The organism is Pseudomonas fluorescens, assembly GCF_018614655.1.
GTDB lineage: Bacteria > Pseudomonadota > Gammaproteobacteria > Pseudomonadales > Pseudomonadaceae > Aquipseudomonas > Aquipseudomonas fluorescens_BX.
This window is the reverse complement of record NZ_JAGGOG010000016.1, coordinates 339,627-363,757: the sequence shown is the minus strand read 5'-3', so window position 1 is coordinate 363,757 and position 24,131 is coordinate 339,627. Positions and strand designations below refer to the sequence as shown.

Annotated in this window: 21 protein-coding genes; all 21 read right to left on the bottom strand. The window is 58.4% G+C overall.

From position 1 onward, the window contains the following. On the bottom strand, positions 1-679 hold a 679-nt coding region (ispD, locus tag J7E41_RS17625), incomplete at its 3' end, for a 2-C-methyl-D-erythritol 4-phosphate cytidylyltransferase (protein ID WP_214994677.1). Next, positions 676-954, bottom strand: coding sequence for a cell division protein FtsB (gene ftsB / locus J7E41_RS17620; RefSeq protein ID WP_169353212.1), 279 nt, complete (start codon positions 952-954; stop codon positions 676-678). The genes ftsB and ispD, both read right to left, overlap by 4 nt. A 172-nt stretch (positions 955-1,126) precedes the next feature. Then, entirely contained in the window at positions 1,127-2,416 is a 1,290-nt protein-coding gene (eno, locus tag J7E41_RS17615; protein ID WP_155581604.1) for a phosphopyruvate hydratase, read from the bottom strand. A gap of 157 nt (positions 2,417-2,573) precedes the next feature. Next, positions 2,574-3,419, bottom strand: a complete 846-nt coding sequence (gene kdsA / locus J7E41_RS17610) for a 3-deoxy-8-phosphooctulonate synthase (RefSeq protein WP_214994676.1) — start codon at positions 3,417-3,419, stop codon at positions 2,574-2,576. A gap of 5 nt (positions 3,420-3,424) precedes the next feature. After that, the gene (locus J7E41_RS17605) at positions 3,425-5,056 is read right to left on the bottom strand and encodes a CTP synthase (protein ID WP_214994675.1); all 1,632 of its coding nucleotides are present in this window, start codon (positions 5,054-5,056) and stop codon (positions 3,425-3,427) included. Between the two features lie 273 nt (positions 5,057-5,329). After that, complete coding sequence (tilS, locus tag J7E41_RS17600) at positions 5,330-6,649, bottom strand: tRNA lysidine(34) synthetase TilS (RefSeq protein WP_214994674.1); 1,320 nt, start codon at positions 6,647-6,649, stop codon at positions 5,330-5,332. Positions 6,650-6,809: 160 nt separating this feature from the next. Then, a complete protein-coding gene (locus tag J7E41_RS17595; RefSeq protein WP_214994673.1) occupies positions 6,810-7,757 on the bottom strand; it encodes an acetyl-CoA carboxylase carboxyltransferase subunit alpha in 948 nt (315 codons plus the stop codon). Positions 7,758-7,895: 138 nt separating this feature from the next. After that, the gene (dnaE, locus tag J7E41_RS17590; RefSeq protein WP_214994671.1) at positions 7,896-11,417 is read right to left on the bottom strand and encodes a DNA polymerase III subunit alpha; all 3,522 of its coding nucleotides are present in this window, start codon (positions 11,415-11,417) and stop codon (positions 7,896-7,898) included. Positions 11,418-11,492: 75 nt separating this feature from the next. Further along, positions 11,493-12,125, bottom strand: coding sequence for a ribonuclease HII (rnhB, locus tag J7E41_RS17585; protein ID WP_214994669.1), 633 nt, complete (start codon positions 12,123-12,125; stop codon positions 11,493-11,495). Next, the gene (gene lpxB / locus J7E41_RS17580) at positions 12,122-13,261 is read right to left on the bottom strand and encodes a lipid-A-disaccharide synthase (RefSeq protein WP_251029542.1); all 1,140 of its coding nucleotides are present in this window, start codon (positions 13,259-13,261) and stop codon (positions 12,122-12,124) included. The genes rnhB and lpxB overlap by 4 nt, the downstream gene beginning before the upstream one ends. A 2-nt stretch (positions 13,262-13,263) precedes the next feature. Continuing rightward, positions 13,264-14,040, bottom strand: coding sequence for an acyl-ACP--UDP-N-acetylglucosamine O-acyltransferase (gene lpxA, locus J7E41_RS17575; RefSeq protein WP_214994667.1), 777 nt, complete (start codon positions 14,038-14,040; stop codon positions 13,264-13,266). Continuing rightward, positions 14,037-14,477, bottom strand: a complete 441-nt coding sequence (gene fabZ, locus J7E41_RS17570) for a 3-hydroxyacyl-ACP dehydratase FabZ (protein ID WP_169353202.1) — start codon at positions 14,475-14,477, stop codon at positions 14,037-14,039. The genes lpxA and fabZ overlap by 4 nt, the downstream gene beginning before the upstream one ends. A gap of 110 nt (positions 14,478-14,587) precedes the next feature. Next, positions 14,588-15,643, bottom strand: a complete 1,056-nt coding sequence (gene lpxD, locus J7E41_RS17565; protein ID WP_214994665.1) for a UDP-3-O-(3-hydroxymyristoyl)glucosamine N-acyltransferase — start codon at positions 15,641-15,643, stop codon at positions 14,588-14,590. A 3-nt stretch (positions 15,644-15,646) separates the two neighbouring features. Further along, complete coding sequence (locus tag J7E41_RS17560) at positions 15,647-16,150, bottom strand: OmpH family outer membrane protein (protein WP_105520585.1); 504 nt, start codon at positions 16,148-16,150, stop codon at positions 15,647-15,649. 45 nt (positions 16,151-16,195) lie between these two features. Next, positions 16,196-18,583, bottom strand: coding sequence for an outer membrane protein assembly factor BamA (gene bamA / locus J7E41_RS17555; RefSeq protein WP_214994663.1), 2,388 nt, complete (start codon positions 18,581-18,583; stop codon positions 16,196-16,198). A 74-nt stretch (positions 18,584-18,657) separates the two neighbouring features. After that, positions 18,658-20,010, bottom strand: coding sequence for a sigma E protease regulator RseP (gene rseP / locus J7E41_RS17550; RefSeq protein WP_214994661.1), 1,353 nt, complete (start codon positions 20,008-20,010; stop codon positions 18,658-18,660). A gap of 54 nt (positions 20,011-20,064) precedes the next feature. Next, on the bottom strand, positions 20,065-21,255 hold the full coding sequence (ispC, locus tag J7E41_RS17545; protein WP_214994659.1) for a 1-deoxy-D-xylulose-5-phosphate reductoisomerase: 1,191 nt from the start codon (positions 21,253-21,255) through the stop codon (positions 20,065-20,067). Beyond that, the gene (locus J7E41_RS17540; protein WP_214994657.1) at positions 21,252-22,058 is read right to left on the bottom strand and encodes a phosphatidate cytidylyltransferase; all 807 of its coding nucleotides are present in this window, start codon (positions 22,056-22,058) and stop codon (positions 21,252-21,254) included. Before J7E41_RS17540 ends, ispC begins: the two co-directional genes overlap by 4 nt. Next, on the bottom strand, positions 22,058-22,813 hold the full coding sequence (uppS, locus tag J7E41_RS17535; protein ID WP_214994655.1) for a polyprenyl diphosphate synthase: 756 nt from the start codon (positions 22,811-22,813) through the stop codon (positions 22,058-22,060). Before uppS ends, J7E41_RS17540 begins: the two co-directional genes overlap by 1 nt. A 17-nt stretch (positions 22,814-22,830) precedes the next feature. Continuing rightward, positions 22,831-23,388: a ribosome recycling factor gene (frr, locus tag J7E41_RS17530; RefSeq protein WP_010176756.1), complete on the bottom strand. Its 558-nt coding sequence runs from the start codon at positions 23,386-23,388 to the stop codon at positions 22,831-22,833. Next, the gene (gene pyrH, locus J7E41_RS17525; RefSeq protein ID WP_214994654.1) at positions 23,385-24,128 is read right to left on the bottom strand and encodes a UMP kinase; all 744 of its coding nucleotides are present in this window, start codon (positions 24,126-24,128) and stop codon (positions 23,385-23,387) included. Before pyrH ends, frr begins: the two co-directional genes overlap by 4 nt. Between the last annotated feature and the right edge of the window lie 3 nt (positions 24,129-24,131).

The following is a 24,131-nucleotide window of genomic DNA, read 5'->3' as shown; positions in this document are numbered from 1 at the left end:
GCCATTCGAGATCTTCAGGCCGAGTCACCTTGATATTGTCCGAACGCCCCTCAATCAGGCGCGGCGCCTGGCCGGACCACTCCATGGCGGACGCTTCATCAGTGATCACGGCATCGGCCACCAGGCTGTCGGCCAAAGCCCGATGCAAGGCACCCAAACGGAACATCTGGGGCGTGTAAGCCTGCCAGATCAGGCTGCGATCAACGGTTTCCACCACGCGCCCATGCCTGTCGACCCGCTTGAGGGTGTCGCGGGCCGGCACCGCCAGCAAACCACCTACCGGATCATCCGCCAGCGCTGCCAACAACTTGTCCAAATCATCGCGACTCAGATTGGGACGCGCCGCATCATGCACCAGCACCCAGTCATCATCGTTGGCCCCTTGCTCATGCAAGTGCAGCAGTGCATTGAGCACAGAGCCGGAACGCTCCGCGCCGCCGTCCACCCGCTGAATACGCGGGTCGCCAGCACATGCCAGGCCAGGCCAATACGGATCATCGATAGCAAGACTGACCACCAACCCCTTGAGGTCAGGATGGTCGAGAAAACAGCCAAGGCTGTGTTCGAGAATAGTGCGCCCGCCCAGTTGCAAATATTGCTTGGGACGGTCCGCAGCCATACGGGCACCGACGCCCGCGGCAGGAATCACGGCCCAGAAGGCCGGCAAGCTGCTGATCATTGGGCCAACTGGTAGAGGGTCTCGCCCTCCTTGACCATGCCCAGTTCATGACGAGCCCGTTCTTCAACGGTCTCCGTACCTTTTTTCAACTCAAGCACTTCCGCATCGAGCACGCGGTTGCGCTCCAGCAGACGCTCGTTTTCGGCGTGCTGGTCAGCAATTTGCTGGGTCAGGTCCTTTACCTGCGCCAAGCTGCCATTTCCCACCCATAGGCGGTATTGCAGGCCAGCCAGCAGCAAGAGCAAGACGAGGAACAACCAATTGGGACTGCGCATCGAATATCGGGTATCCAGTGAAAAAAGACAGCCATGCAAACACTTTTGGCGTAACTGATAGCACGAAGCCTGGAAAATCCAGGCTTGTGCTTGATAGGCATCAGATTAGTGGGAAAATTCACCTTTCAGTAAATTTTCCGACACAACCTGCTGTCTTTTTACCATCAACTACTCAGCCGCGAAACTCGCTACGACCGTTGTACTTGGCTTTACCGCCCAGTTGCTCTTCGATACGCAGCAATTGGTTGTACTTGGATACACGGTCGGAGCGGCACAGGGAGCCCGTCTTGATCTGGCCAGCCGAAGTGCCCACGGCCAGGTCGGCAATGGTCGAATCTTCGGTTTCGCCGGAGCGGTGGGAGATCACGGCAGTGTAACCCGCAGCCTTGGCCATCTGGATCGCTTCCAGGGTTTCGGTCAGGGTACCGATCTGGTTGAACTTGATCAGGATCGAGTTGGCGATCTTTTTGTCGATGCCTTCTTTCAGGATCTTGGTGTTGGTCACGAACAGGTCGTCGCCTACCAATTGGATTTTCTCGCCGATCTTGTCGGTAAGGACTTTCCAGCCGGCCCAGTCGGACTCGTCCAGGCCATCTTCAACGGAGATGATCGGGTAGCGTTCGCACAAGCCTTTCAGGTAGTCGGCAAAACCTTCGGAGGTGAATACGTGGCCTTCACCGGACAGGTTGTACTTGCCGTCTTCGTAGAATTCGCTGGCCGCGCAGTCCAGGGCCAGGGTCACGTCGGTGCCCAGTTTGTAGCCAGCGTTGGCCACGGCTTCGGAGATCACTTTCAGTGCATCTTCGTTGGACGCCAGGTTCGGTGCGAAACCACCTTCGTCGCCCACCGCAGTGCTCAGGCCACGGGCCTTCAGCACAGCCTTGAGGTGATGGAAAATCTCGGTGCCCATGCGCAGGCCTTCGGAGAAGGTCTTGGCGCCAACCGGCTGTACCATGAATTCCTGGATGTCGACGTTGTTATCGGCGTGCTCGCCACCGTTGATGATGTTCATCATCGGAACCGGCATCGAGTAGACACCCGGGGTACCGTTCAGGTTGGCGATGTGCGCGTACAGCGGCAGGTCCTGGTCCTGTGCGGCAGCCTTGGCGGCAGCCAGGGACACGGCGAGGATGGCGTTGGCACCCAGGGTCGCTTTGTTTTCAGTACCGTCGAGCTTGATCATCGCGTGATCAAGGGCTTTCTGGTCCAGGGGATCCTTGCCCAGCAGCAGGTCACGGATCGGCCCGTTGATGTTGGCTACAGCCTTGAGCACGCCCTTGCCCAGGTAACGGCTCTTGTCGCCATCACGCAGCTCCAGTGCTTCACGGGAACCGGTGGAAGCACCGGACGGCGCGCAAGCGCTGCCGATGATGCCGTTATCGAGAAGCACGTCGGCTTCGACGGTGGGGTTGCCACGGGAGTCGAGAACTTCACGACCTTTGATGTCGACGATTTTTGCCATTGTTGTAAACACTCCAAAGTTGACGAAAACGACGCAGCTGTAGGAAATCTTTTGACCGACCGCAAGGGTGGAACAACGAGGCAGGCTTGCAGGCGACAAGGCTCAGGCCCGGGGGCCTGAGCGATAAGCGTGGGGAAGTTTACCGGAGAAATCGGTGTTACGCGGTCTCTACTGTCGGAAAACTCTTGACCAAGTCGTCCAACTGCTTGAGCTGGGCCAAAAATGGTTCCAGCTTGTCCAGGCGCAAGGCACATGGACCATCGCATTTGGCATTATCCGGGTCTGGATGAGCCTCCAGGAACAGGCCTGCCAGTGACTGGCTCATGCCAGCCTTGGCAAGATCCAATACCTGGGCACGACGGCCACCGGCGGAATCGGCGCGACCGCCGGGCATTTGCAGCGCATGGGTCACGTCGAAGAATACCGGGTATTCGAACTGTTTCATGATGCCAAAACCGAGCATGTCCACCACGAGGTTGTTGTAGCCGAAGCTCGAACCACGCTCGCAGAGGATCAACTGGTCGTTACCTGCTTCCACGCACTTGCTCAGGATGTGTTTCATTTCCTGGGGCGCGAGGAACTGGGCTTTCTTGATGTTGATCACCGCCCCCGTCTTGGCCATCGCGACAACCAGATCGGTCTGGCGCGACAGGAAGGCCGGCAACTGGATGATGTCGCACACCTCGGCGACCACGGCAGCCTGTTCTGGCTCGTGGACGTCGGTGATGATTGGCACGCCGAAGGCTTGCTTGATGTCCTGGAAGATCCGCATGCCTTCTTCAAGGCCCGGGCCGCGATAGGAGGTCACGGACGAGCGGTTAGCCTTGTCGAAGCTGGCCTTGAACACGTAAGGGATCCCGAGTTTCTCGGTCACCTTGACGTACTCTTCACAGACCTGCATCGCCATGTCGCGGCTTTCCAGCACGTTCATGCCGCCGAACAGCACCATGGGCTTGTCGTTGGCAATCTCGATATCGCCTACGCGAATGATCTTCTGGGCCATCAGGTTTACGCCTTCTTCTGATGTTGCGTCAGTGCAGCTTTGACGAAGCCGCTGAACAACGGGTGACCGTCGCGCGGGGTCGAGGTGAACTCAGGGTGGAACTGGCAAGCGACGAACCATGGATGATCCGGGGCTTCAACCACTTCAACCAATGCACCATCACCGGAACGACCGGAGATTTTCAGGCCGGCCTCCATGATTTTCGGCAGCAAGTTGTTGTTCACTTCGTAGCGATGACGGTGACGTTCGACGATCACGTCCTTGCCGTAGCAATCATGAACCAGGGAGCCCGGCGTCAGCAGGCAATCCTGCGCGCCAAGGCGCATGGTGCCGCCCAGGTCGGAGGTTTCGGTACGGGTCTCGACCGCGCCGGTGGCGTCTTCCCACTCGGTGATCAGGCCCACGACCGGGTGAGCACTGGTGTGGTCGAATTCGGTGGAGTTGGCGTCTTTCCAGCCCATCACGTTACGGGCGAACTCGATGACCGCCACTTGCATGCCCAGACAGATGCCCAAGTACGGCACCTTGTTTTCACGAGCGTACTGAACAGCAGTGATCTTGCCTTCCACGCCACGCAGACCGAAGCCGCCTGGCACCAGGATCGCGTCCACACCTTCGAGCAGCGCAGTGCCCTGATTCTCGATGTCTTCGGAATCGATATAGCGCAGGTTGACCTTGGTGCGGTTGCTGATGCCGGCGTGACTCATCGCTTCGATCAGCGACTTGTAGGCGTCCAGCAGCTCCATGTACTTGCCGACCATGGCGATGGTGACTTCATGCTCAGGGTTGAGCTTGGCGTCGACCACGGCTTCCCACTCGGACAGATCGGCACCGCCGCACTGCAGGCCGAAACGCTCGACGACAAAATCATCCAGGCCCTGGGAATGCAGGATGCCCGGGATCTTGTAGATGGTGTCGGCGTCTTCCAGGGCGATCACCGCACGCTCTTCAACGTTGGTGAACTGGGCGATCTTGCGACGCGAGGAAATATCGATCGGGTGATCCGAGCGGCACACCAGTACATCCGGCTGCAGGCCGATGGAACGCAGTTCCTTGACCGAGTGCTGGGTAGGCTTGGTTTTGGTTTCGCCGGCGGTGGCGATGTACGGCACCAGGGTCAGGTGCATCAACATCGCGCGCTTGGCGCCGACTTCGAAGCGCAACTGACGGATGGCTTCAAGGAACGGCTGGGATTCGATGTCACCCACGGTGCCACCGATCTCGACCATGGCCACGTCGGCATCGCCGGCGCCCTTGATGATCCGGCGCTTGATTTCGTCGGTGATATGCGGGATCACCTGGATGGTTGCACCCAGGTAGTCACCACGGCGCTCCTTGCGCAGCACGTGCTCGTAGACACGGCCGGTGGTGAAGTTGTTGTTCTGGGTCATGGTCGTGCGGATAAACCGCTCGTAGTGGCCCAGGTCCAGGTCAGTTTCGGCGCCGTCGTGGGTGACGAACACTTCACCGTGCTGGAACGGGCTCATGGTGCCCGGGTCAACGTTGATGTACGGGTCCAGCTTGAGCATGGTGACTTTAAGTCCCCGCGCCTCCAGGATGGCCGCCAATGAAGCGGAGGCAATGCCTTTCCCCAATGAAGAAACAACACCGCCCGTGACGAATATGTAGCGCGTCATGAAAAACCCTAGAAGTCTGCGTTAAAGCGGTCCGAGCCGCCGGGGAAAGCGAAGGAAGGCCGAAGCCCCCGATCACCTGCATTAATCACAGTGCACCTTTCGAAAAAACCGCCGCGTTGTGACAGACCAGCAATGAAACACTGGTACGTTGATCGCTACACATTTTTTGGAATCGCCCAGCAAAGACTGCTTGGTAATCGGCAACTGCTGCGATTCAGGCGAATCCACAGAAGTTGTATCAAGAAGGGAGCGTAGTCTACCGGAAAGGCGCTATCAGCTCAAACCTTGATCGCAGGTTGCTGGCATCCAATGTAATTGCCAGTCACCACGGGCATCTGCCGCCAGCCCCGGCAGGTTGGGCACTGCCAGCAATTGCTGGCCCTGATACACCAGCGGCAATCTGCCACGGACAAAGCCCGGCAAACCGCTTTCGTTAAGCAAACGCTTAAGATCGCGCCGGCCTCGGCCTGGCACGTCCATGATTTCGCCGCCCTGACGGTAGCGGATGCTCAGTAAACCCGCGGGCGGGCTGCCGCCGAAATACAGATGACCGTTGCCGGGTAACTGTAGTGGGTTTTCGGGCTGGGACCAGCTCAAGGGAGCGCCGGAAAATTCCGACCAACTGGCAGGCAACCACCAGATATATCCGCCGCAACGGTGCAATTGGCCGTCGGCCAGGCACCACAGCGGCTGCGCATCGCTCTTGGCATCGCGCAATGTGTTCCAACCCGCCCAGTGGTCGCTGTCGGGCAGACGCGTCAGCGGTGCCAGCCAGTGCCGCAAAGCGTTGCGCTGACGGGCTTCAGAGAGCGCACAGAGCGCTGCAAGGGATAAGGACGGCAGAGGCAACCAGGGAAACGCCGAAGGCTGGCTGGCGACCAGCAGGTCCATTTGCGCCAACTCATCGAGCAAGCCCTGGGCTTCACTCAGGTGCTCGGCGCTGCGGGCCAGGGTACCGACGGCCTGGGGCCAGCGATCGGTCAGCAGCGGGAGCACATGATGGCGCAGGTAATTGCGCGAGAAGCGCCCGTCAGCGTTGGAAGGATCTTCAATCCAGGTCAACTGCTGCTCGCGGGCGTAGGTTTCCAGTTCGGCCCGCGAGATATCCAGCAATGGCCGTAGCAGGCAACCATCGCCCAACGGGCGCTGCCTGGGCATGGCGGCCAGTCCGCGCACCCCTGCTCCACGCAACAAGCGAAACAGCATGGTTTCAGCCTGGTCGTCACGGTGCTGGCCGGTGAGCAGCAGCTCCCCTGCCCCAGTGAGCTGGGCCAACGCCTGATATCGCGCTTCACGGGCCGCGCGCTCAATGCTGGCGCCAGGCTGAACCTGCACACGCACGATCTTCAGCGGAACATCCAAGCGGTCACAGACGACCTGACAATGGGCCGGCCACGCATCAGCCGCAGACTGAAGACCATGATGAACGTGGATAGCGCTGAGTGGCGGGAGCGATTCGGTTTTGGCCAGAGTGGCCAGAAGATGCAACAGGACGGTGGAGTCAAGGCCACCGGAGAATGCGATATGCCAGGCCGGGGCGTTGCGCCAGGGAGCCAGGGTTTGCAGGATTTTGGCGGTTAAGGTGGGCTTCATAGCAAAGTACGCCATCAATCTGGAATGCGATAACCCAGCATACACAAAGCAAATGTGGGAGCGGGCTTGCTCGCGAAAGCGTGGTGTCAGTCACTGAAATATTGACTGATATACCGCTCTCGCGAGCAAGCCCGCTCCCACATTTTAGTACTGCGTCGACTTAGAGACCGTAGCTCATCAAGCGCTCATAACGACGGGCCAGCAGCGCCTCGTTGTCGAACTTCTTGAGCATTGCCAGTTGCGAGCTGAGTTCTGCTCGAATGGTCGCTGCAGCGGCAGCCGGGTCACGGTGGGCGCCACCCAATGGCTCGGCGATCACTTTGTCCACGATGCCCAGGCCTTTCAGACGATCAGCGGTGATGCCCATGGCTTCAGCGGCATCCGGGGCCTTCTCGGCGGTTTTCCACAGGATCGAGGCGCAACCTTCCGGCGAAATCACCGCGTAGGTCGAATATTGCAGCATGTTCAGTTGGTCGCAAACGCCGATGGCCAATGCACCGCCGGAACCACCCTCACCGATCACAGTAGCAATGATCGGGGTTTTCAGGCGCGACATGACCCGCAGGTTCCAGGCAATCGCTTCGCTCTGGTTACGCTCTTCAGCGTCGATACCTGGGTATGCACCCGGAGTGTCGATGAAGGTCAGGATCGGCATCTTGAAGCGCTCGGCCATTTCCATCAGGCGGCAGGCCTTGCGGTAGCCTTCCGGACGAGGCATGCCGAAGTTGCGGCGAACCTTCTCGCGTACTTCACGGCCTTTCTGGTGACCGATGATCATCACTGGCTGGTCATCCAGACGAGCAATACCACCCACAATGGCAGCGTCATCGGAGAAGTGACGGTCGCCGTGCAACTCGTCGAACTCGGTGAAGATGTGCTGGATGTAGTCCAGGGTGTACGGACGGCGCGGGTGGCGGGCCAGACGCGCGATCTGCCAACTGGTCAGCTTGCCGAAGATGTCCTCGGTCAGCGTCTTGCTCTTGTCTTGCAGGCGGGAGATTTCATCGCCGATGTTCAGCGAATTGTCATTGCCGACCAGGCGCAGCTCTTCGATCTTGGCTTGCAGGTCAGCAATCGGCTGTTCGAAATCAAGAAAATTCGGGTTCATAAGCGTCCGTCTTGGGTCGACGGCCAAGGGGTGCCTGGCCAGCCGGTTGTCTATTCGCGCCCACCTTAAGGGAGAGGCGCGTCAAGGTCGAGATTAAATGTTTAGTCGAGATCAGGGCATTGTCCATGCCCCTGACCGTCAACGGTATTGGAGGAAGACGTTGTCACGCCCGAACTGGTCACGCAATGCTTGAATCAAGCCATCCGCCGGGTCAATGCGCCAGGTCTCGCCGAACTGCAGCATGGCCTTGGCATCGTTGCCGGTGTACTCCATGGTCACCGGGCACGCACCACGATGGCGCTTGAGCAGATCCCCCAACCAGCGTAGCTGATCGCCTTTAAGCGCTTCAGTGCGCACTTTCAAGCGCAGGCTTTCCGCCAGGTTGGTGCGTGCATCCTCCATGCTCATCACCCGCTTGATCCGCAGACGCAAGCCACCGGAAAAGTCATCATTGCTGACCTCCCCTTCCACCACCACCATGGCATCGGTCTGCAACAGCGACTGAGCGGAATGAAAGGCGTCGGCAAACAGCGACGCCTCAATGCGGCCGGAGCGATCGTCAAGGGTGATAAAGCCCATCTTATCGCCCTTTTTGTTCTTCATGACGCGTAGGGCGATGATCATGCCCGCAACGGTCTGGGTATCCCGCGCCGGCTTCAGGTCGATGATGCGTTGACGGGCAAAACGACGGATTTCCCCTTCATATTCGTCAATCGGGTGACCGGTGAGGTATAGGCCCAGGGTGTCCTTTTCGCCTTTGAGGCGTTCCTTGAGGGTCAGCTCCTTGGCCTTGCGGTGATTGGCGTAGACATCAGCGTCTTCTTCGACGAACAAACCACCAAACAGGTCAGCGTGGCCACTGTCATGGGTGCGAGCGGTTTGCTCCGCCGCCTTGATCGCTTCTTCCATGGCCGTCAGCAGCACCGCACGGTTACGGTCAATATTGGCTTGATAAGCCTTTGGCTCATCATGGAAGTACGGACCCAGTCGATCCAGGGCGCCACTGCGGATCAAGCCATCGAGGGTACGTTTGTTGATGCGTTTGAGGTCAACCCGGGCGCAAAAGTCGAACAGGTCCTGGAACGGTCCGTCCTGACGCGCTTCGGTAATCGCCTCCACCGGGCCTTCGCCCACGCCCTTGATCGCACCAAGACCATAGATAATGCGACCTTCGTCGTTCACCGTGAACTTGAACTCGGAAGTGTTCACGTCCGGCGCGTCGAGGCGCAGTTTCATGGTCCGCACTTCTTCGATCAAGGTCACGACCTTGTCGGTGTTGTGCATATCCGCCGACAGTACCGCGGCCATGAATGGCGCCGGGTAGTGGGCTTTCAACCAAGCGGTCTGGTATGACACCAGGCCGTAGGCGGCGGAGTGGGATTTATTGAACCCGTAACCGGCGAATTTCTCCACCAGGTCGAAGATGTTACCCGCCAGGTCGGCGTCGATATTGTTCGTGGCGCAACCTTCAATGAAACCGCCGCGTTGCTTGGCCATTTCCTCGGGTTTTTTCTTACCCATGGCCCGACGCAGCATGTCCGCACCACCCAGGGTGTAACCGGCCATGACCTGGGCAATCTGCATCACTTGTTCCTGATACAGAATGATGCCGTAGGTCGGCGCCAGTACTGGCTTGAGGCCTTCGTACTGGTAATCGGAGTGCGGGTACGCCAGTTCGGCGCGACCGTGCTTACGGTTGATGAAGTCATCCACCATGCCCGATTGCAGCGGGCCCGGACGGAACAGGGCCACCAGTGCGATCAAGTCTTCCAGGCAGTCGGGCTTGAGCTTTTTGATCAGCTCTTTCATACCGCGCGACTCAAGCTGGAATACAGCCGTGGTTTCGGCCTTTTGCAGCAACTGGTACGTCGGTTTGTCGTCCAGCGGGATAAAGGCAATGTCCAGCGGCGCCTCATCCACCTTGGCGCGCTCGCGGTTGATGGTCTTCAGCGCCCAGTCGATGATCGTCAGGGTTCGCAGGCCGAGGAAGTCGAACTTCACCAGACCGGCCGCCTCCACGTCGTCCTTGTCGAACTGGGTTACCAGACCGTCACCTTCCTCGTCGCAATAGATCGGCGAAAAGTCGGTCAGCTTGGTCGGCGCGATCACCACGCCACCGGCGTGTTTACCAACGTTACGCACCACACCTTCAAGCTTGCGGGCCATGTCCCAGATTTCGGCCGCCTCTTCATCAACCTTGATGAAGTCCCGCAGGATCTCTTCCTGCTCGTAGGCTTTTTCCAGGGTCATGCCGACTTCGAAGGGAATCATCTTCGACAAACGGTCAGCCAGGCCATAGGACTTGCCCTGAACCCGGGCCACGTCGCGGATTACCGCTTTCGCCGCCATGGAACCAAAAGTGATGATCTGACTTACGGCGTTGCGGCCGTACTTCTCAGCCACGTACTCAATGACTCGGTCGCGACCGTCCATGCAGAAGTCGACGTCGAAGTCGGGCATCGATACCCGCTCCGGATTCAGGAACCGTTCGAACAGCAGGTCATATTCCAACGGGTCGAGGTCGGTGATCTTCTGCACATAGGCCACCAGCGACCCAGCGCCCGACCCCCGGCCCGGGCCCACCGGCACGCCGTTGCTTTTGGCCCACTGGATAAAGTCCATTACGATCAGGAAGTAACCGGGGAATCCCATCTGGATAATGATATCCAGCTCGAAATTCAGCCGATCGACATAGACCTGGCGCTTGGCCTCGTAATCGTCAGTGGTGTCCTTGGGTAGCAGAACGGTCAGACGCTCTTCCAGACCATCGAAAGAAACTTTGCGGAAATACTCATCGATGGTCATGCCATCGGGAATCGGGAAGTTGGGCAGGAAGTGTTTGCCCAGCTTCACTTCAATATTGCAGCGCTTGGCAATTTCAACGGTGTTTTCCAACGCTTCGGGCAAGTCACTGAACAGCTCGGCCATTTCCTCGGCCGTCTTGAGGTATTGCTCTTCGCTGTAGTTCTTCGAGCGACGCGGATCATCAAGGGCCCGACCTTCACCAATGCACACACGGGTTTCGTGGGCCTCGAAGTCTTCCCGCTTGATAAAGCGTACGTCGTTGGTCGCCACCAACGGCGCGCCCAGTTTTTCAGCCAAGGCCACTGCTGCGTGCAACTGCTCTTCGTCATTGGGACGATTGGTGCGCTGGATTTCCAGGTAGAAACGGTCAGGGAAGACGCTCATCCATTCACGGGCGAGCACTTCAGCCTCGTGAGGATTGCCGCCCAACAGTGCAATACCGATTTCACCTTCCTTGGCGGCCGAGAGCATGATCAGCCCTTCGCTGGCCTCGGCCACCCACTCGCGCTCGATGATGACCGAGCCGTTGCGCTGACCATCAATAAAGCCACGGGAAATCAGTTCAGTGAGGTTGCGATAACCGACCCCGTTCATCGCCAGCAGGCTGATGCGACTCAGAGGGTTATCCGGGTCCTTGTTCGACAACCACAGATCGGCACCGCAGATCGGCTTGATACCGGCCCCCATGGCGGCCTTGTAGAACTTGACCAGGGAACACATGTTGTTCTGATCGGTGACCGCCACGGCCGGCATATTCATGCCCACCAGGGTTTTGACCAGCGGTTTGATCCGTACCAGGCCGTCGACCAGGGAGTATTCAGTGTGCAGGCGCAGGTGAACGAATGAAGCCGGCATAGTGATCCTGTCTAATACGTGGAAACAACAAGGCCCGGATTGTACCGGGCCTTGAACAAAACATCAGCCTCGCGACTAAACCTCGCTGAGACTCTCCCGCACCTCGTAAGCCAGGCGCACCGGGGCAAACGAGCGGCGATGAATCGGGGTCGGGCCCAGTCGAGCCAAGGCTTCCAGATGAACGGGTGTCGGATAACCTTTATGCCCGCCGATGCCATAGCCGGGGTAGATCAATTCAAAGGCGGCCATTTCACGATCGCGGCTGACCTTGGCCAGGATTGATGCAGCAGCAATGGCGGGTACCTTGCTATCGCCCTTGACCACGGCTTCGGACGGCATTGCCAGTTTCGGGCAACGGTTGCCGTCGATCATCGCCATTTTGGGGGTGATGTGCAGACCCTCTACGGCACGCTGCATCGCCAGCATGGTGGCATGGAGAATGTTCAACTCGTCGATTTCTTCGACTTCAGCCCGAGCGATGTGCCAGCTCAGGGCTTTCTCGCAGATCTCGTCATAGAGCTTTTCGCGACGGGCCTCGGTGAGTTTCTTCGAATCGTTGAGGCCGAGAATCGGGCGGCTCGGGTCGAGAATCACCGCAGCCGTGACGACAGCCCCACAAAGCGGACCGCGGCCGACTTCGTCAACGCCGGCAACCAGTTCATGAGCTTCGGCGACCAAGCTGAAATCCAGGCCCATTTGCGTCTTCATAGGGCTTCCTGTTTTTGGCCAATCAGGCTCAGAACCGCGTCGGCGGCCTGGTTTGACGCATCGCGGCGCAAGGTCCGGTGAATTTCGTCAAAACCCTGTGTTTGCTCTTCGCCGCCGTCAATCAAGGGGAGCAAGGTCTGCGCCAAGGCATCAGGCGTCGCATCATCCTGCAGTAACTCGGGCACCAGCAGACGCTGGGCCAACAAATTGGGCAAGGAGATGTAAGGGCTTTTGACCATACGTTTGAGAATCCAGTAGGTCAGTGGTGCCAGGCGATAAGCCACGACCATCGGGCGCTTGTAGAGCAAGGCCTCGAGGGTCGCCGTACCGGAGGCAATCAACACCGCATCGCAAGCCGCCAAGGCCAGGTGTGAACCGCCGTCGAGCAGGGTCAATGGCAGGTTACGCCCCACCAGCAACGCCTCGATTTGTGCACGACGCTGAGGACTGGCACATGGCAGCACGAAACGCACACCGGGTTTCAAGACTTGCAGACGCTCAGCCGCATCGAAGAACAACGCACCGAGACGACCGACTTCGCCACCACGACTGCCCGGCATCAGCGCCACCAGCGGACCGTCAGGCAACCCCAACTCGGCACGAGCGGCGGCACGATCAGCTTGCAGTGGGATGGTGTCAGCCAGGGTATGACCGACAAACCGCACCGGCACGCCCTTCTCTTCGTAGAACCTGGCCTCGAATGGCAGCAGGGTCAACATCAGGTCGCAGCCCTCGCGAATCTTCAGCACACGCTTCTGCCGCCACGCCCACACGGAGGGGCTGACGTAATGCACCGTCTTGATACCAGCCTGGCGCAGCTTTAGTTCGATATTAAGCGTGAAGTCCGGAGCGTCGATTCCGATAAAGACGTCGGGCTTTTCTTCGATCAGGGTCTGGATCAATTTTTTGCGGCGAGCCAGCAGTTCGCGCAAACGCCCCAGCACCTCCACCAACCCCATGACTGACAGGCGCTCCATAGGGAAGTAGGACGTCAGGCCTTCGGCCTGCATCAGCGGCCCGCCAACTCCGATAAACTCGACAGCCGGATGCTGAACCTTGAGTGCTCGCATCAGACCCGCACCCAGGATATCGCCAGAAGCCTCTCCGGCCACCAACGCAATACGTAACCTGGCCATGATTAACGGGTGATGCCGCGAGTCGAAGACTGGATGGAGTCACGAAATACCGCAACTTCCGGATACAGCGACGCCGGTTCAGCCAACTCGGCCAGGGCCTGGTCGACTGTCAGTCCCTGGCGATAAACCACCTTGTAGGCACGGCGCAGGGCGTGAATCGCGTCCTCGCTGAAGCCACGACGGCGCATACCCTCAAAGTTCATGCTGCGGGCTTCCGCAGGATTGCCGAATACCGTAACGAATGCCGGAACGTCCTTACCAATAGCGGTACCCATACCAGAAAAGCTGTGGGCGCCAATATGGCAGTACTGGTGAACCAGGGTAAAGCCGGACAGAATCGCCCAATCATCAACATGCACATGCCCGGCCAACGCCGTGTTGTTGACCAGGATGCAATGGTTGCCGATCACGCTGTCATGCCCGATATGGGCGTAGGCCATCACCAGGTTGTGGTCACCCAGTGTGGTTTCTGCGCGATCCTGGACTGTACCGCGGTGAATAGTCACGCCTTCACGGATGATGTTGTGATCACCGATTACCAGACGTGTCTCTTCGCCTTTGTACTTCATGTCAGGCGTGTCTTCGCCTATCGAGGAAAACTGGTAGATGCGATTGTGTTTACCAATCCGCGTCGGGCCTTTGAGGATCACGTGTGGCCCGATGACTGTTCCCTCGCCGATTTCCACACCTGCACCGATGATCGACCATGGGCCAACCTCGACGTCGGCGGCCAGAATGGCCGTCGGATCGATGATTGCTCGAGGGTCAATCAAACTCATAGTTTGCGTTCCGCGCAGATGATTTCAGCGGAGCACACAGGTTTGCCATCGACCGAAGCCTGGCATTCGAATTTCCAGATCTGGCGCTTGCAACTCACGAACCTGGCTTCCAGGATCAACTGGTCACCCGGGGTAACCGGGTTGCGGAAACGCAGCTTGTCGGAGCCCACGAAATAGTAAAGCGTGCCATCGGCAGGCTTCAGGTCGAGCATTTTGAAACCAAGGATACCGGCAGCCTGGGCCATTGCCTCGATGATCAACACGCCCGGCATGATTGGATGCGCGGGGAAGTGACCATTAAAGAACGGTTCGTTGATGCTGACATTCTTGTAGGCACGAATGCGCTTTTCCTCAACATTCAGTTCCACTACACGGTCCACCAGCAGGAACGGGTAACGGTGAGGCAGGTATTCGCGAATCTCGTTGATGTCCATCATTTCGGGGGGAAGCCTGTAATAAAGATTGGGGGCGCGCGGACTAAGGCACGCTCCTCTAGCAAATCAAGGAGGCAGTCTAGCGGCTGTGCACACTTGATATGGAAATGGTATCAGCCATCTGATGAAGCATTACCGCCAGGGGTCACGTCCCCAACACGCTTTTCCAGATGTTTCAGGCGTCGAGCGATATCGTCGAGTTGCCTCAGACGAGCCGCGCTCTTGCGCCATTCGGCCGCAGGTTGCATGGCCGTACCGGAAGAATAAGACCCAGGCTCGGTAATCGAATGGGTCACCATGGTCATTCCGGTGATGAATACGTTGTCGCAAATTTCGATATGACCTACCAGTCCAACACCACCTGCAAGCATGCAGTGCTTGCCGATCTTGGTGCTGCCGGAGATTCCCACGCAGGCAGCCATGGCGGTGTGATCACCAATCTGCACGTTGTGGGCGATCTGAATCTGGTTATCCAGCTTCACACCATTGCCGATAACAGTATCGGCCAAGGCACCGCGATCAACAGCAGTGTTGACGCCAATTTCCACATCATTACCAATCAGCACGCCGCCAACCTGGGCAATCTTGTGCCAAATACCCTTCTCGGTGGCGAAGCCGAAGCCTTCACCGCCAATCACGGCACCGGACTGAATCACCACACGCTCGCCAATACGCACATCGTGGTACAGGGTCACGCGAGGCGCGAGCCAACCGCCTGCACCGATTTCGCTGCGAGCACCAATAAAGCAGTGTGCACCTATCGTCACGCCGGCAGCGACACGCGCGCCACTCTCGATCACCACAAAAGCGCCAATGCTCGCGGCGGGATCAACCTGCGCGTCATCAGCGATCACCGCCGAGGGATGAATCCCGGCCGGCGCCTTGGGTTTTGGATCAAACAGGTGCGATACCCGCGCATAAGACAGGTACGGGTTGGCTACGATCAACGCATCCCCTGCAAACCCTTCAGCATCAGCGGCCTTCAGCAATATAGCTGCGGCCTGGCTGTCGCCCAGGAACTTACGGTATTGGGGATTTGCCAGAAAGCTCAACTGAGCTGGGCCAGCCTCCTGCAAGGTGGCTAGCCCAGTGATTTCTTTCTCCGGAGAACCACGCAAGGTGGCTCCCAGGAACTCGGCCAATTGGCCGAGTTTGATGGTCGCGGTCATGGTTTACTTCAGCTGATTCATGCGCTCGATCACCTGACGGGTGATGTCGTACTGAGGTTTGACGTCAATCACAGCACCACGCTCGAAGACCAGGTCAAAGGCACCTTTCTTGATGACTTCTTCCACAGCGCTGTCGAGTTTCGGCTTGAGCTGCTTGAGCATTTCGCGGTCAGCAACAGCCTTGGCTTCGTTCAGTTCCTTGGACTGGAACTGGTAATCGCGGGCCTTTTGCTTGAATTCAAGCTCCAGACGCTCGCGCTCGCCCGTCTGCATCTTGTCGCCACCGGCAACCAGACGATCCTGGATGCCCTTGGCACTGCTTTCCAGCGTCTTGAGCTTGGTCAGTTGCGGACCGAATTTCTTCTCGGCATCCACGGCGTACTTCTTGGCCGCATCGGATTCCAACAAGGCCATCTGATAGTTCAGGACGGCGATTTTCATTTCGGCAAAAGCCGGGGTTGCTACCAGGACAGTTGCCAGGAGAACCAATTGAGTCAACTTACGCACGATGCACTCCTACAGAATCCGTTGTCGTTATCTTGGGTCAGACGCTTAGAAAGTCTGGCCGAGGGAGAATTGGAAGATCTGGGTTTCAGCGTTATCCGGTTTCTTGATCGGCATGGCCAGAGCAAAGCTCAATGGGCCCAGTGCCGTCACCCAGGTCACACCCACACCCACAGAACTTGCCAGATTGCTGAGACTGACGTCGTTGCACTGGGTATTGGACTTCACTCCACTTGGGTTGGTGACCTGGTCGCACTTGGAGTCGAACACGTTACCCACATCCCAGAATACCGAGGTGCGCAGGGAACGTTGATCCTTGACGAATGGCAGCGGGAACAGTATCTCCGCACCACCTTGAATCAGCACGTTACCACCGAATGGCAGCGGGTCATCGTCCGAGTCCAGCTGTGTGCCCTGGTTACCGGTCACTCCCACGCCACGGCTCGGCGTACCACGCGGCCCGAGGGTACTATCCTTGAAGCCACGAACCGAGTTGAAACCACCAGCATAGTAGTTTTCATAGAACGGCAAGCCACTGGTCGAGCCATAACCGTCGCCATAGCCCAGTTCGGTGTGCAGGCGCATGGTGTAGTTGTCGCTCAACGGCGTGAACAGCTGGCCACGGTAATCGAGTTTGAAGAATGACAGGTCGCTGCCAGGAGTGGTGGCTTCCAGGGTCAAGCTTTGGGAGTGACCACGGGTCGCCAGGACACCTTTATTCAAGGTCGATTCCGACCAGCCGGCCGAGGCCTTGAAGTTCAGGAACTTGTCGCCTTCATTGCGCGTAAAGTTGAAGATCTCGTCCACGGTGTAAACACCCGTCTTGATCTCATCCTGTTGCGCGGTCAGGCCGAAGGTCAGACGCGAGGTCTCACTGATCGGGTAACCGATGTTGACGCCCGCACCCAGGCTGTCGATTGCATAGCTTGCTACGTCGACATCGAGGTCTTTATAGTCAGTGGTGCGATAGAAGGCGTTGTAGCCCAGGCTCACACCGTCAGCTGTCCAGTAGGGGTCGACATAACCGAAGTTATAGCGACTCTGGTATTCGCTTCGGGTCAAGCCAATGCTGACCTTGTTACCGGTACCCAGGAAGTTGTTCTGGGTGATCGAACCACCGAGGATCAGGCCGGCACTCTGTGCGAAACCGACACTGGCGGTGATCGAACCGGAAGCTTGCTCTTCCACGGCATAGTTCACGTCGACCTGGTCATCAACGCCCGGTACGGCTGGGGTTTCGACGTTGACTTCCTTGAAGAAGCCCAGGCGCTCAAGGCGGGTCTTGGACTGGTCGATCAGGTAAGTCGAGGCCCAACCACCTTCCATCTGACGCATCTCACGACGCAGCACTTCGTCCGCAGACTTGGTGTTGCCACGGAAGTTGATGCGGTTCACGTAGGCTCGCTTGCCAGGGTCAACAACGAAGGTGACGTCCACGGTGTGGTCATCATCGTGCGGGGTAGGCACGCCGTTGACGTTGGCGAAGGTGTAACCCTCGTTACCCAGGCGGCGGGTGATCAGTTCGGACGTGGTGGTCATCAGCTTGCGCGAGAACACTTGGTCTTTCTGCACCAGCAACAGGGACTTGACCTGGTCTTCAGGCACTTTCAAGTCGCCGCTGAGCTTGACGTCACGAACGCGGTACTTCTCGCCTTCGTTGACGTTGACCGTGATATAGACGTGCTTCTTGTCCGGGGTAATGGATACCTGGGTCGAAGCGATATCCATGTTGATATAGCCACGGTCCAGATAGTAGGAGCGCAGACGCTCCAGGTCACCGGAGAGTTTTTCACGGGCGTACTTGTCGTCGTTCTTGAAGAACGACAGCCAGTTGGTGGTCTTGAGCTCGAACAGGCCGATCAGGTCTTCGTCAGCAAACTTGGTGTTACCCACCACGTTGATGTGCTGGATGGCCGCCACGGTCCCTTCGTTGATCTTGACCTTCAAGCCGACACGGTTGCGCGGCTGCGCCACCACTTCGGTTTCCACGGAAGCAGAGTAACGACCCTGGGCAACGTACTGGCGTTGCAGTTCGTTACGCACGCCTTCAAGGGTGGCACGCTGGAAGATCTCGCCTTCGGCAAGGCCGGATTGCTTGAGGCCTTTCATCAAGTCTTCAGTGGAGATCGCCTTGTTGCCTTCGATCTCGATACTGGCGACGGAAGGTCGCTCGACCACGGTGATGACGAGGACGTTACCTTCGCGACCCAGTTGGATGTCTTGAAAGAACCCGGTTTTGAACAGCGCACGAGTGGATTCCACCAGGCGACGGTCATCAGCCTGTTCCCCGACGTTCAACGGCAAGGCACCAAAGACGCTACCCGCGGAAACCCGCTGGAGGCCGTTGACGCGAATATCGGAGATGGTGAAGGACTCGGCGTGAACTTCGGCGATCATCAATACGGTGAGAACCGCAGTTAGCAGCAGACGTTTCATGAAGTCCTTTCTTATTCCAACTGGCAATAAACAAACTGCCGCAAAATGCGGCAGATTCGCAATTCAGCGAAGCGTTACAGTCGTCCCAGATCGTTGACCAGAGCTAACAACATCACTCCGACCACCAAACTGATACCGATCTGTATCCCCCAACCCTGCACCCGATCCGACAAGGGGCGACCACGCACCCACTCGACCAGATAAAACAACAGATGCCCCCCATCCAATACTGGAATGGGCAACAAATTCAGAACCCCCAGGCTAATACTCAGATAAGCCAGGAAATTCAGGAAATCAGCCATGCCTGACTGGGCAGAAGCGCCCGCCACTTTAGCAATGGTTATCGGTCCACTCAAGTTTTTTACCGAGAGCTCACCGAACAACATTTTCTTGAGGGAATCGAGGGTCAGCACACTCATGGTCCAGGTGCGTCGAGCACCCTCGCCAATTGCGGCCAATGGCCCGAAGCTGACCTCTCGCACCATCGACGGTGGCCATTCGACACCTTTCACCCCGGCCCCCAGGTAACCCCCGGCCGCCTTGGCTTCTCCACGAACCGCAAGGGTCACGGGGACGTCGATTTGAGCACCGTCGCGCTCAACTTTCAGCACAATTTTGGTATCAGGACGTACACGAACCTGATCGACCACTTGCTGCCAGTCGTCCAGCGCCTGACCATCAAGGGCCAACAAGCGATCGCCGGTTTTCAGACCTGCGGCCTGGGCCGGCCCCTTGGGATCCAGCTCTGCCAGCACCGGCGGCAAGGCCGGGCGCCACGGACGAATGCCCAGAGATTTGATCGGATCAGGCTCATCGGCCCCCTTGAGCCAATGGTCCAGGGTCAACTCGCGCGGGGTCTCGGCGGTGGAATCCTGCTCGCGCACCACCAGTTTCACAATGCCGCTTTCACCCAGTCGACGTACCAACTGCAGATTGACAGCCCCCCAACCGGTGGTTGGCTCACCGTCTATAGCTACAATTTCCTGGCCCGCGCTGAGGCCGGCCTTGGCTGCAATGCTGCCCGCCTCGACCGCACCGATGACCGGACGCACCTGCTGACTGCCCAACATCGCCAGCACCCAAAAGAACACCAGGGCCAGCAGGAAATTGGCGATGGGGCCAGCGGCAACAATCGCGATACGCTGACGAACGGTCTTGCGGTTAAAGGATTGGTCCAGTTGATCAGCCGGCACTTCACCTTCGCGCTCGTCAAGCATCTTGACGTAGCCGCCCAAGGGAATGGCCGCGATCACAAACTCGGTGCCACGACGGTCGTGCCAGCGCAGCAACGGCATGCCGAAGCCGACGGAAAAGCGCAATACCTTGACGCCGCAACGACGCGCCACCCAGAAGTGACCGAATTCGTGGAAAGTGACCAGCACACCCAGAGCAACCAGGGTGCCGACAATCATGTAGAGCGCACTCATCTAATTTCTCCGCATTCCAATCCAGTGCCTTGCAGGCCCAAACACATTCCAGGGCTAGCGCGCGTTGCGGTTCAACCATTGCTCGGTCAGGGCCCGGGCCTTTGTATCAGCCTCGAACACCGCACCCAGCTCATTCACGGCAACCACCGGCTCGCGACTCAGGACGTCTTCGATGATACTCGCGATCTCCGGAAAGCGGATGCGCCGTTCGAGAAACGCAGCTACCGCCACTTCATTGGCCGCATTCAGCATCGCCGGCGCGCTGTTACCCGCCTCGGCCGCCTCACGCGCCAAACGCAAACAGGGAAAGCGCTGCTCATCAGGCGCTTCGAAGTCCAGACGGGCAATGGCGAACAAATCCAGGGGCGCCACGCCAGAATCAATGCGCTCCGGCCAAGCCAAGGCATTGGCAATCGGCGTACGCATGTCGGGGTTACCCAACTGGGCCAATACCGAACCATCCACATAGTCGACCAGAGAATGAATCACACTTTGCGGGTGGATCACCACTTCGACCTGATCAGGTCGAGCATCGAACAACCAACACGCCTCGATCAGCTCCAGGCCTTTGTTCATCATGCTTGCCGAATCCACTGAAATCTTGCGCCCCATGGACCAATTGGGATGGGCACACGCCTGATCAGGAGATACGTGCTCCAGTTCAGCCAATGGCGTCTGCCGGAATGGACCACCGGAAGCGGTCAGCAGGATCCGGCGCACACCCACCTGGCTCAGGCCACGGGCAAAATCCCCGGGCATGCACTGAAAAATCGCGTTGTGCTCACTGTCCAGCGGCAACAACACCGCGCCACTCTTGCGTACAGCCTGCATAAAGAGCGCGCCAGACATGACCAGCGCCTCCTTGTTGGCCAGCAGGATCTTCTTGCCCGCATCGACCGCAGCGAGGGTGGGACGCAAGCCGGCAGCGCCGACAATCGCCGCCACGACCGTGTCGACCCCAGGATCGGCAGAGACCTGACACAGCCCCTCCTCCCCCACCAACACCTGAGTCGACAGGCCCGCCGCCCGCAGATCATCCTGCAAGCCTCGCGCGACCGTGGCCTCCGGCACTACGGCATAACGCGGCACATGACGGACACACAGCGCGAGCAACTCGCTCAAACGGCTGAAGCCGGTCAAGGCGAATACTTGATATCGCTCGGGATGACGCGCAATCACATCCAGGGTGCTCAACCCCACCGAGCCGGTCGCGCCCAGTACGGTCACTTGTTGCAGACGGCTCACGAGGCCGCCATCCACAACAGCACAGCAAAGATCGGGATAGCAGCGGTCAGGCTGTCAATGCGGTCCAGAACACCACCGTGACCCGGCAACAGGTTACTGCTGTCCTTGATCCCGGCCTGGCGCTTGAACATGCTTTCGGTCAAGTCACCGACCACGGAGATCAGCACGACCACCGCCGCACCAATCAAGGCCAGGAGCATTTCCTTGACGGCCCAACCACGCACAATCCCCACAACGATGGTAATCACCAGGGTCAGCGCCAAGCCGCCATACACGCCTTCCCAACTCTTGCCCGGACTGACCGCCGGCGCCAGCTTGCGCTTGCCGAAGGCACGACCGGAAAAGTAGGCGCCGATATCAGCCCCCCAGACCAGCACCATCACCGCCATGATCAACCAGTTACCCATAGGGGAGTTCTTGATCTGCACCAAGCCTTGCCACGCTGGCAGCAGGATCAACAGGCCGATCACCAACTTGCAGGCAACACTGGACCAATGACCGCTGGTCTGCGGATACGTCAGCACCAGAAATGTCGCCAACCCCCACCACAGAACCGCTGCGCCCAGCACCCAAGGTGCCACGTCCGGCAGGATGTACATGAGGAACAGCAACAAGGCCACGACAGCGGCATACACCACACGTGGCAGTTGTTCGGCAAAACCCGCCAGGCGTGCCCATTCCCAGGCGCCCAAGGTGACGACCAGGCCGATGAACAGCGCAAAACCGGAACCTTCCAGCAGGAAAAACCCGCACAAGGCGATCGGTAGCAGGATCAGTGCGGTGATGATTCGTTGTTTAAGCATTAAACCCGGGCTCCAGCTTCAATCTGCTCGCTCGTTTTTCCGAAGCGACGCTGACGGGAAGCGAAATCGGCCAGCGCATTGCGCATGGCATCGTGTTTGAAGTCCGGCCAGAACAGGTCGGAGAAGTACAGCTCGGTATAGGCCAACTGCCACAACAGGAAGTTGCTGATGCGGTGTTCGCCACCGGTACGGATGCACAAGTCAGGCAACGGCAGATCACCCGTTACCAGGCAGGTTTGCAGCAGTTCGGGCGTGATGTCTTCCGGCCGCAGGTGACCGGCCTGTACTTCGCGAGCCAGACGCTGGGCAGCCTGGGCGATATCCCATTGGCCACCGTAGTTGGCCGCGACCTGCAGCACAAAACGGTTACTGCCGGCGGTGATCGTCTCGGCTTCACGCATCGCCGTTTGCAGCTCCGGATGAAACCGCGAACGGTCACCGATGATGCGCAGGCTGATGTTGTTCTCGTTCAGGCGCTTGGCCTCACGACGCAAGGCCTTGAAGAACAAGTCCATCAAGGCACTGACTTCTTCCGCCGGGCGTTGCCAGTTTTCACTGGAGAACGCGAACAGCGTCAGTACCTCAACCTTGGCCTCGGCGCACACCTCGATCACGGCACGTACCGCATCGACACCCGCTTTATGCCCGGCGACACCCGGCATAAAGCGTTTTTTCGCCCAGCGATTATTCCCATCCATGATGATCGCGACATGGCGCGGCACCACGGAGGGCACAGTCTGCTTGGTCTTTTCCATGAAAACGTCCTGACCCCTTATACGGCCATCAGGTCCTTTTCTTTGTCTTCCGTGGCCTTGGTGATCTGGGCCTCGGCGTCCTTGGTCAACTTATCGATATCAGCGACAGCACGACGCTCTTCGTCTTCGCTGATTTCCTTGTCCTTGACCAGCTTCTTCAGGTCGCCCAAGGCATCGCGACGAATGTTGCGCACGGCAACACGAGCATCTTCGGCTGCGCTGCGCGCCTGCTTGGTGAAGCCCTTACGGGTCTCTTCGGTCAGGGCAGGCATGGAAATCAGCAGCAACTCGCCCAGGTTGGTCGGGTTGAGGTTCAGGCCGGCACTCTGGATCGCCTTGTCGACGGCGCCGAGCATGTTGCGCTCAAAAGCTACGACCTGAAGGGTGCGGGAGTCTTTTACAGTGATGTTGGCCACTTGGGTAATAGAGGTATCCGCACCGTAGTACGGCACCATCACGCTGCCCAGAATGCTTGGGTGAGCCTTGCCGGTACGAATCTGGCCAAATGCATGGTTCAGAGAGTCCAGGGATTTCTGCATGCGCTCTTGAGCGTCTTTCTTGATTTCGTTGATCATTGTTCGACTTCCTCGATCAGAGTCCCTTCCGCGCCGCCGTGTACGATATTCAGCAGAGCGCCGGGCTTGTTCATGTTAAATACGCGCAGCGGCATCTTGTGGTCGCGGCACAGGCAAATTGCCGTCAGGTCCATCACACCCAGCTTGCGATCCAGCACTTCATCGTAGGTCAGATGATCGAACTTCTCGGCATTCGGGTCTTTGAACGGGTCAGCAGTGTAAACGCCATCAACCTTGGTTGCTTTAAGCACCACGTCCGCATTGATTTCAATGCCACGCAGGCAGGCTGCCGAATCAGTGGTGAAGAACGGGTTGCCGGTACCGGCAGCAAAAATCACCACTTCCTTGGCGTCCAGGTGACGCATGGCTTTGCGGCGATCATAGTGATCGGTTACACCCACCATGGAAATAGCCGACATCACGATCGCCGTGATATTGGCCCGCTCCAGAGCGTCGCGCATGGCCAGAGCATTCATCACAGTGGCCAGCATGCCCATGTGGTCGCCAGTGACCCGATCCATGCCCGCCGCACTGAGCGCCGCACCGCGGAACAGGTTGCCGCCGCCGATCACCAGACCGACCTGAACACCGATGCCAACCAGTTGGCCGACTTCCAGCGCCATGCGGTCGAGCACCTTGGGATCGATCCCGAACTCTTCCGAGCCCATCAGGGCCTCGCCGCTAAGTTTGAGTAGAATGCGTTTATAGCGAGCCTGATAACCACTGCCCTGCTGAGCCATTGC

Coding starts and splice junctions, on each gene's coding strand:
- ftsB (WP_169353212.1), bottom strand. CDS start 954: ATGCGCAGTCCCAATTGGTTGTTCCTCGTCTTGCTCTTGCTGCTGGCT.
- eno (WP_155581604.1), bottom strand. CDS start 2,416: ATGGCAAAAATCGTCGACATCAAAGGTCGTGAAGTTCTCGACTCCCGT.
- kdsA (WP_214994676.1), bottom strand. CDS start 3,419: ATGGCCCAGAAGATCATTCGCGTAGGCGATATCGAGATTGCCAACGAC.
- J7E41_RS17605 (WP_214994675.1), bottom strand. CDS start 5,056: ATGACGCGCTACATATTCGTCACGGGCGGTGTTGTTTCTTCATTGGGG.
- tilS (WP_214994674.1), bottom strand. CDS start 6,649: ATGAAGCCCACCTTAACCGCCAAAATCCTGCAAACCCTGGCTCCCTGG.
- J7E41_RS17595 (WP_214994673.1), bottom strand. CDS start 7,757: ATGAACCCGAATTTTCTTGATTTCGAACAGCCGATTGCTGACCTGCAA.
- dnaE (WP_214994671.1), bottom strand. CDS start 11,417: ATGCCGGCTTCATTCGTTCACCTGCGCCTGCACACTGAATACTCCCTG.
- rnhB (WP_214994669.1), bottom strand. CDS start 12,125: ATGAAGACGCAAATGGGCCTGGATTTCAGCTTGGTCGCCGAAGCTCAT.
- lpxB (WP_251029542.1), bottom strand. CDS start 13,261: ATGGCCAGGTTACGTATTGCGTTGGTGGCCGGAGAGGCTTCTGGCGAT.
- lpxA (WP_214994667.1), bottom strand. CDS start 14,040: ATGAGTTTGATTGACCCTCGAGCAATCATCGATCCGACGGCCATTCTG.
- fabZ (WP_169353202.1), bottom strand. CDS start 14,477: ATGATGGACATCAACGAGATTCGCGAATACCTGCCTCACCGTTACCCG.
- lpxD (WP_214994665.1), bottom strand. CDS start 15,643: ATGACCGCGACCATCAAACTCGGCCAATTGGCCGAGTTCCTGGGAGCC.
- bamA (WP_214994663.1), bottom strand. CDS start 18,583: ATGAAACGTCTGCTGCTAACTGCGGTTCTCACCGTATTGATGATCGCC.
- rseP (WP_214994661.1), bottom strand. CDS start 20,010: ATGAGTGCGCTCTACATGATTGTCGGCACCCTGGTTGCTCTGGGTGTG.
- J7E41_RS17540 (WP_214994657.1), bottom strand. CDS start 22,058: ATGCTTAAACAACGAATCATCACCGCACTGATCCTGCTACCGATCGCC.
- uppS (WP_214994655.1), bottom strand. CDS start 22,813: ATGGAAAAGACCAAGCAGACTGTGCCCTCCGTGGTGCCGCGCCATGTC.
- frr (WP_010176756.1), bottom strand. CDS start 23,388: ATGATCAACGAAATCAAGAAAGACGCTCAAGAGCGCATGCAGAAATCC.
- pyrH (WP_214994654.1), bottom strand. CDS start 24,128: ATGGCTCAGCAGGGCAGTGGTTATCAGGCTCGCTATAAACGCATTCTA.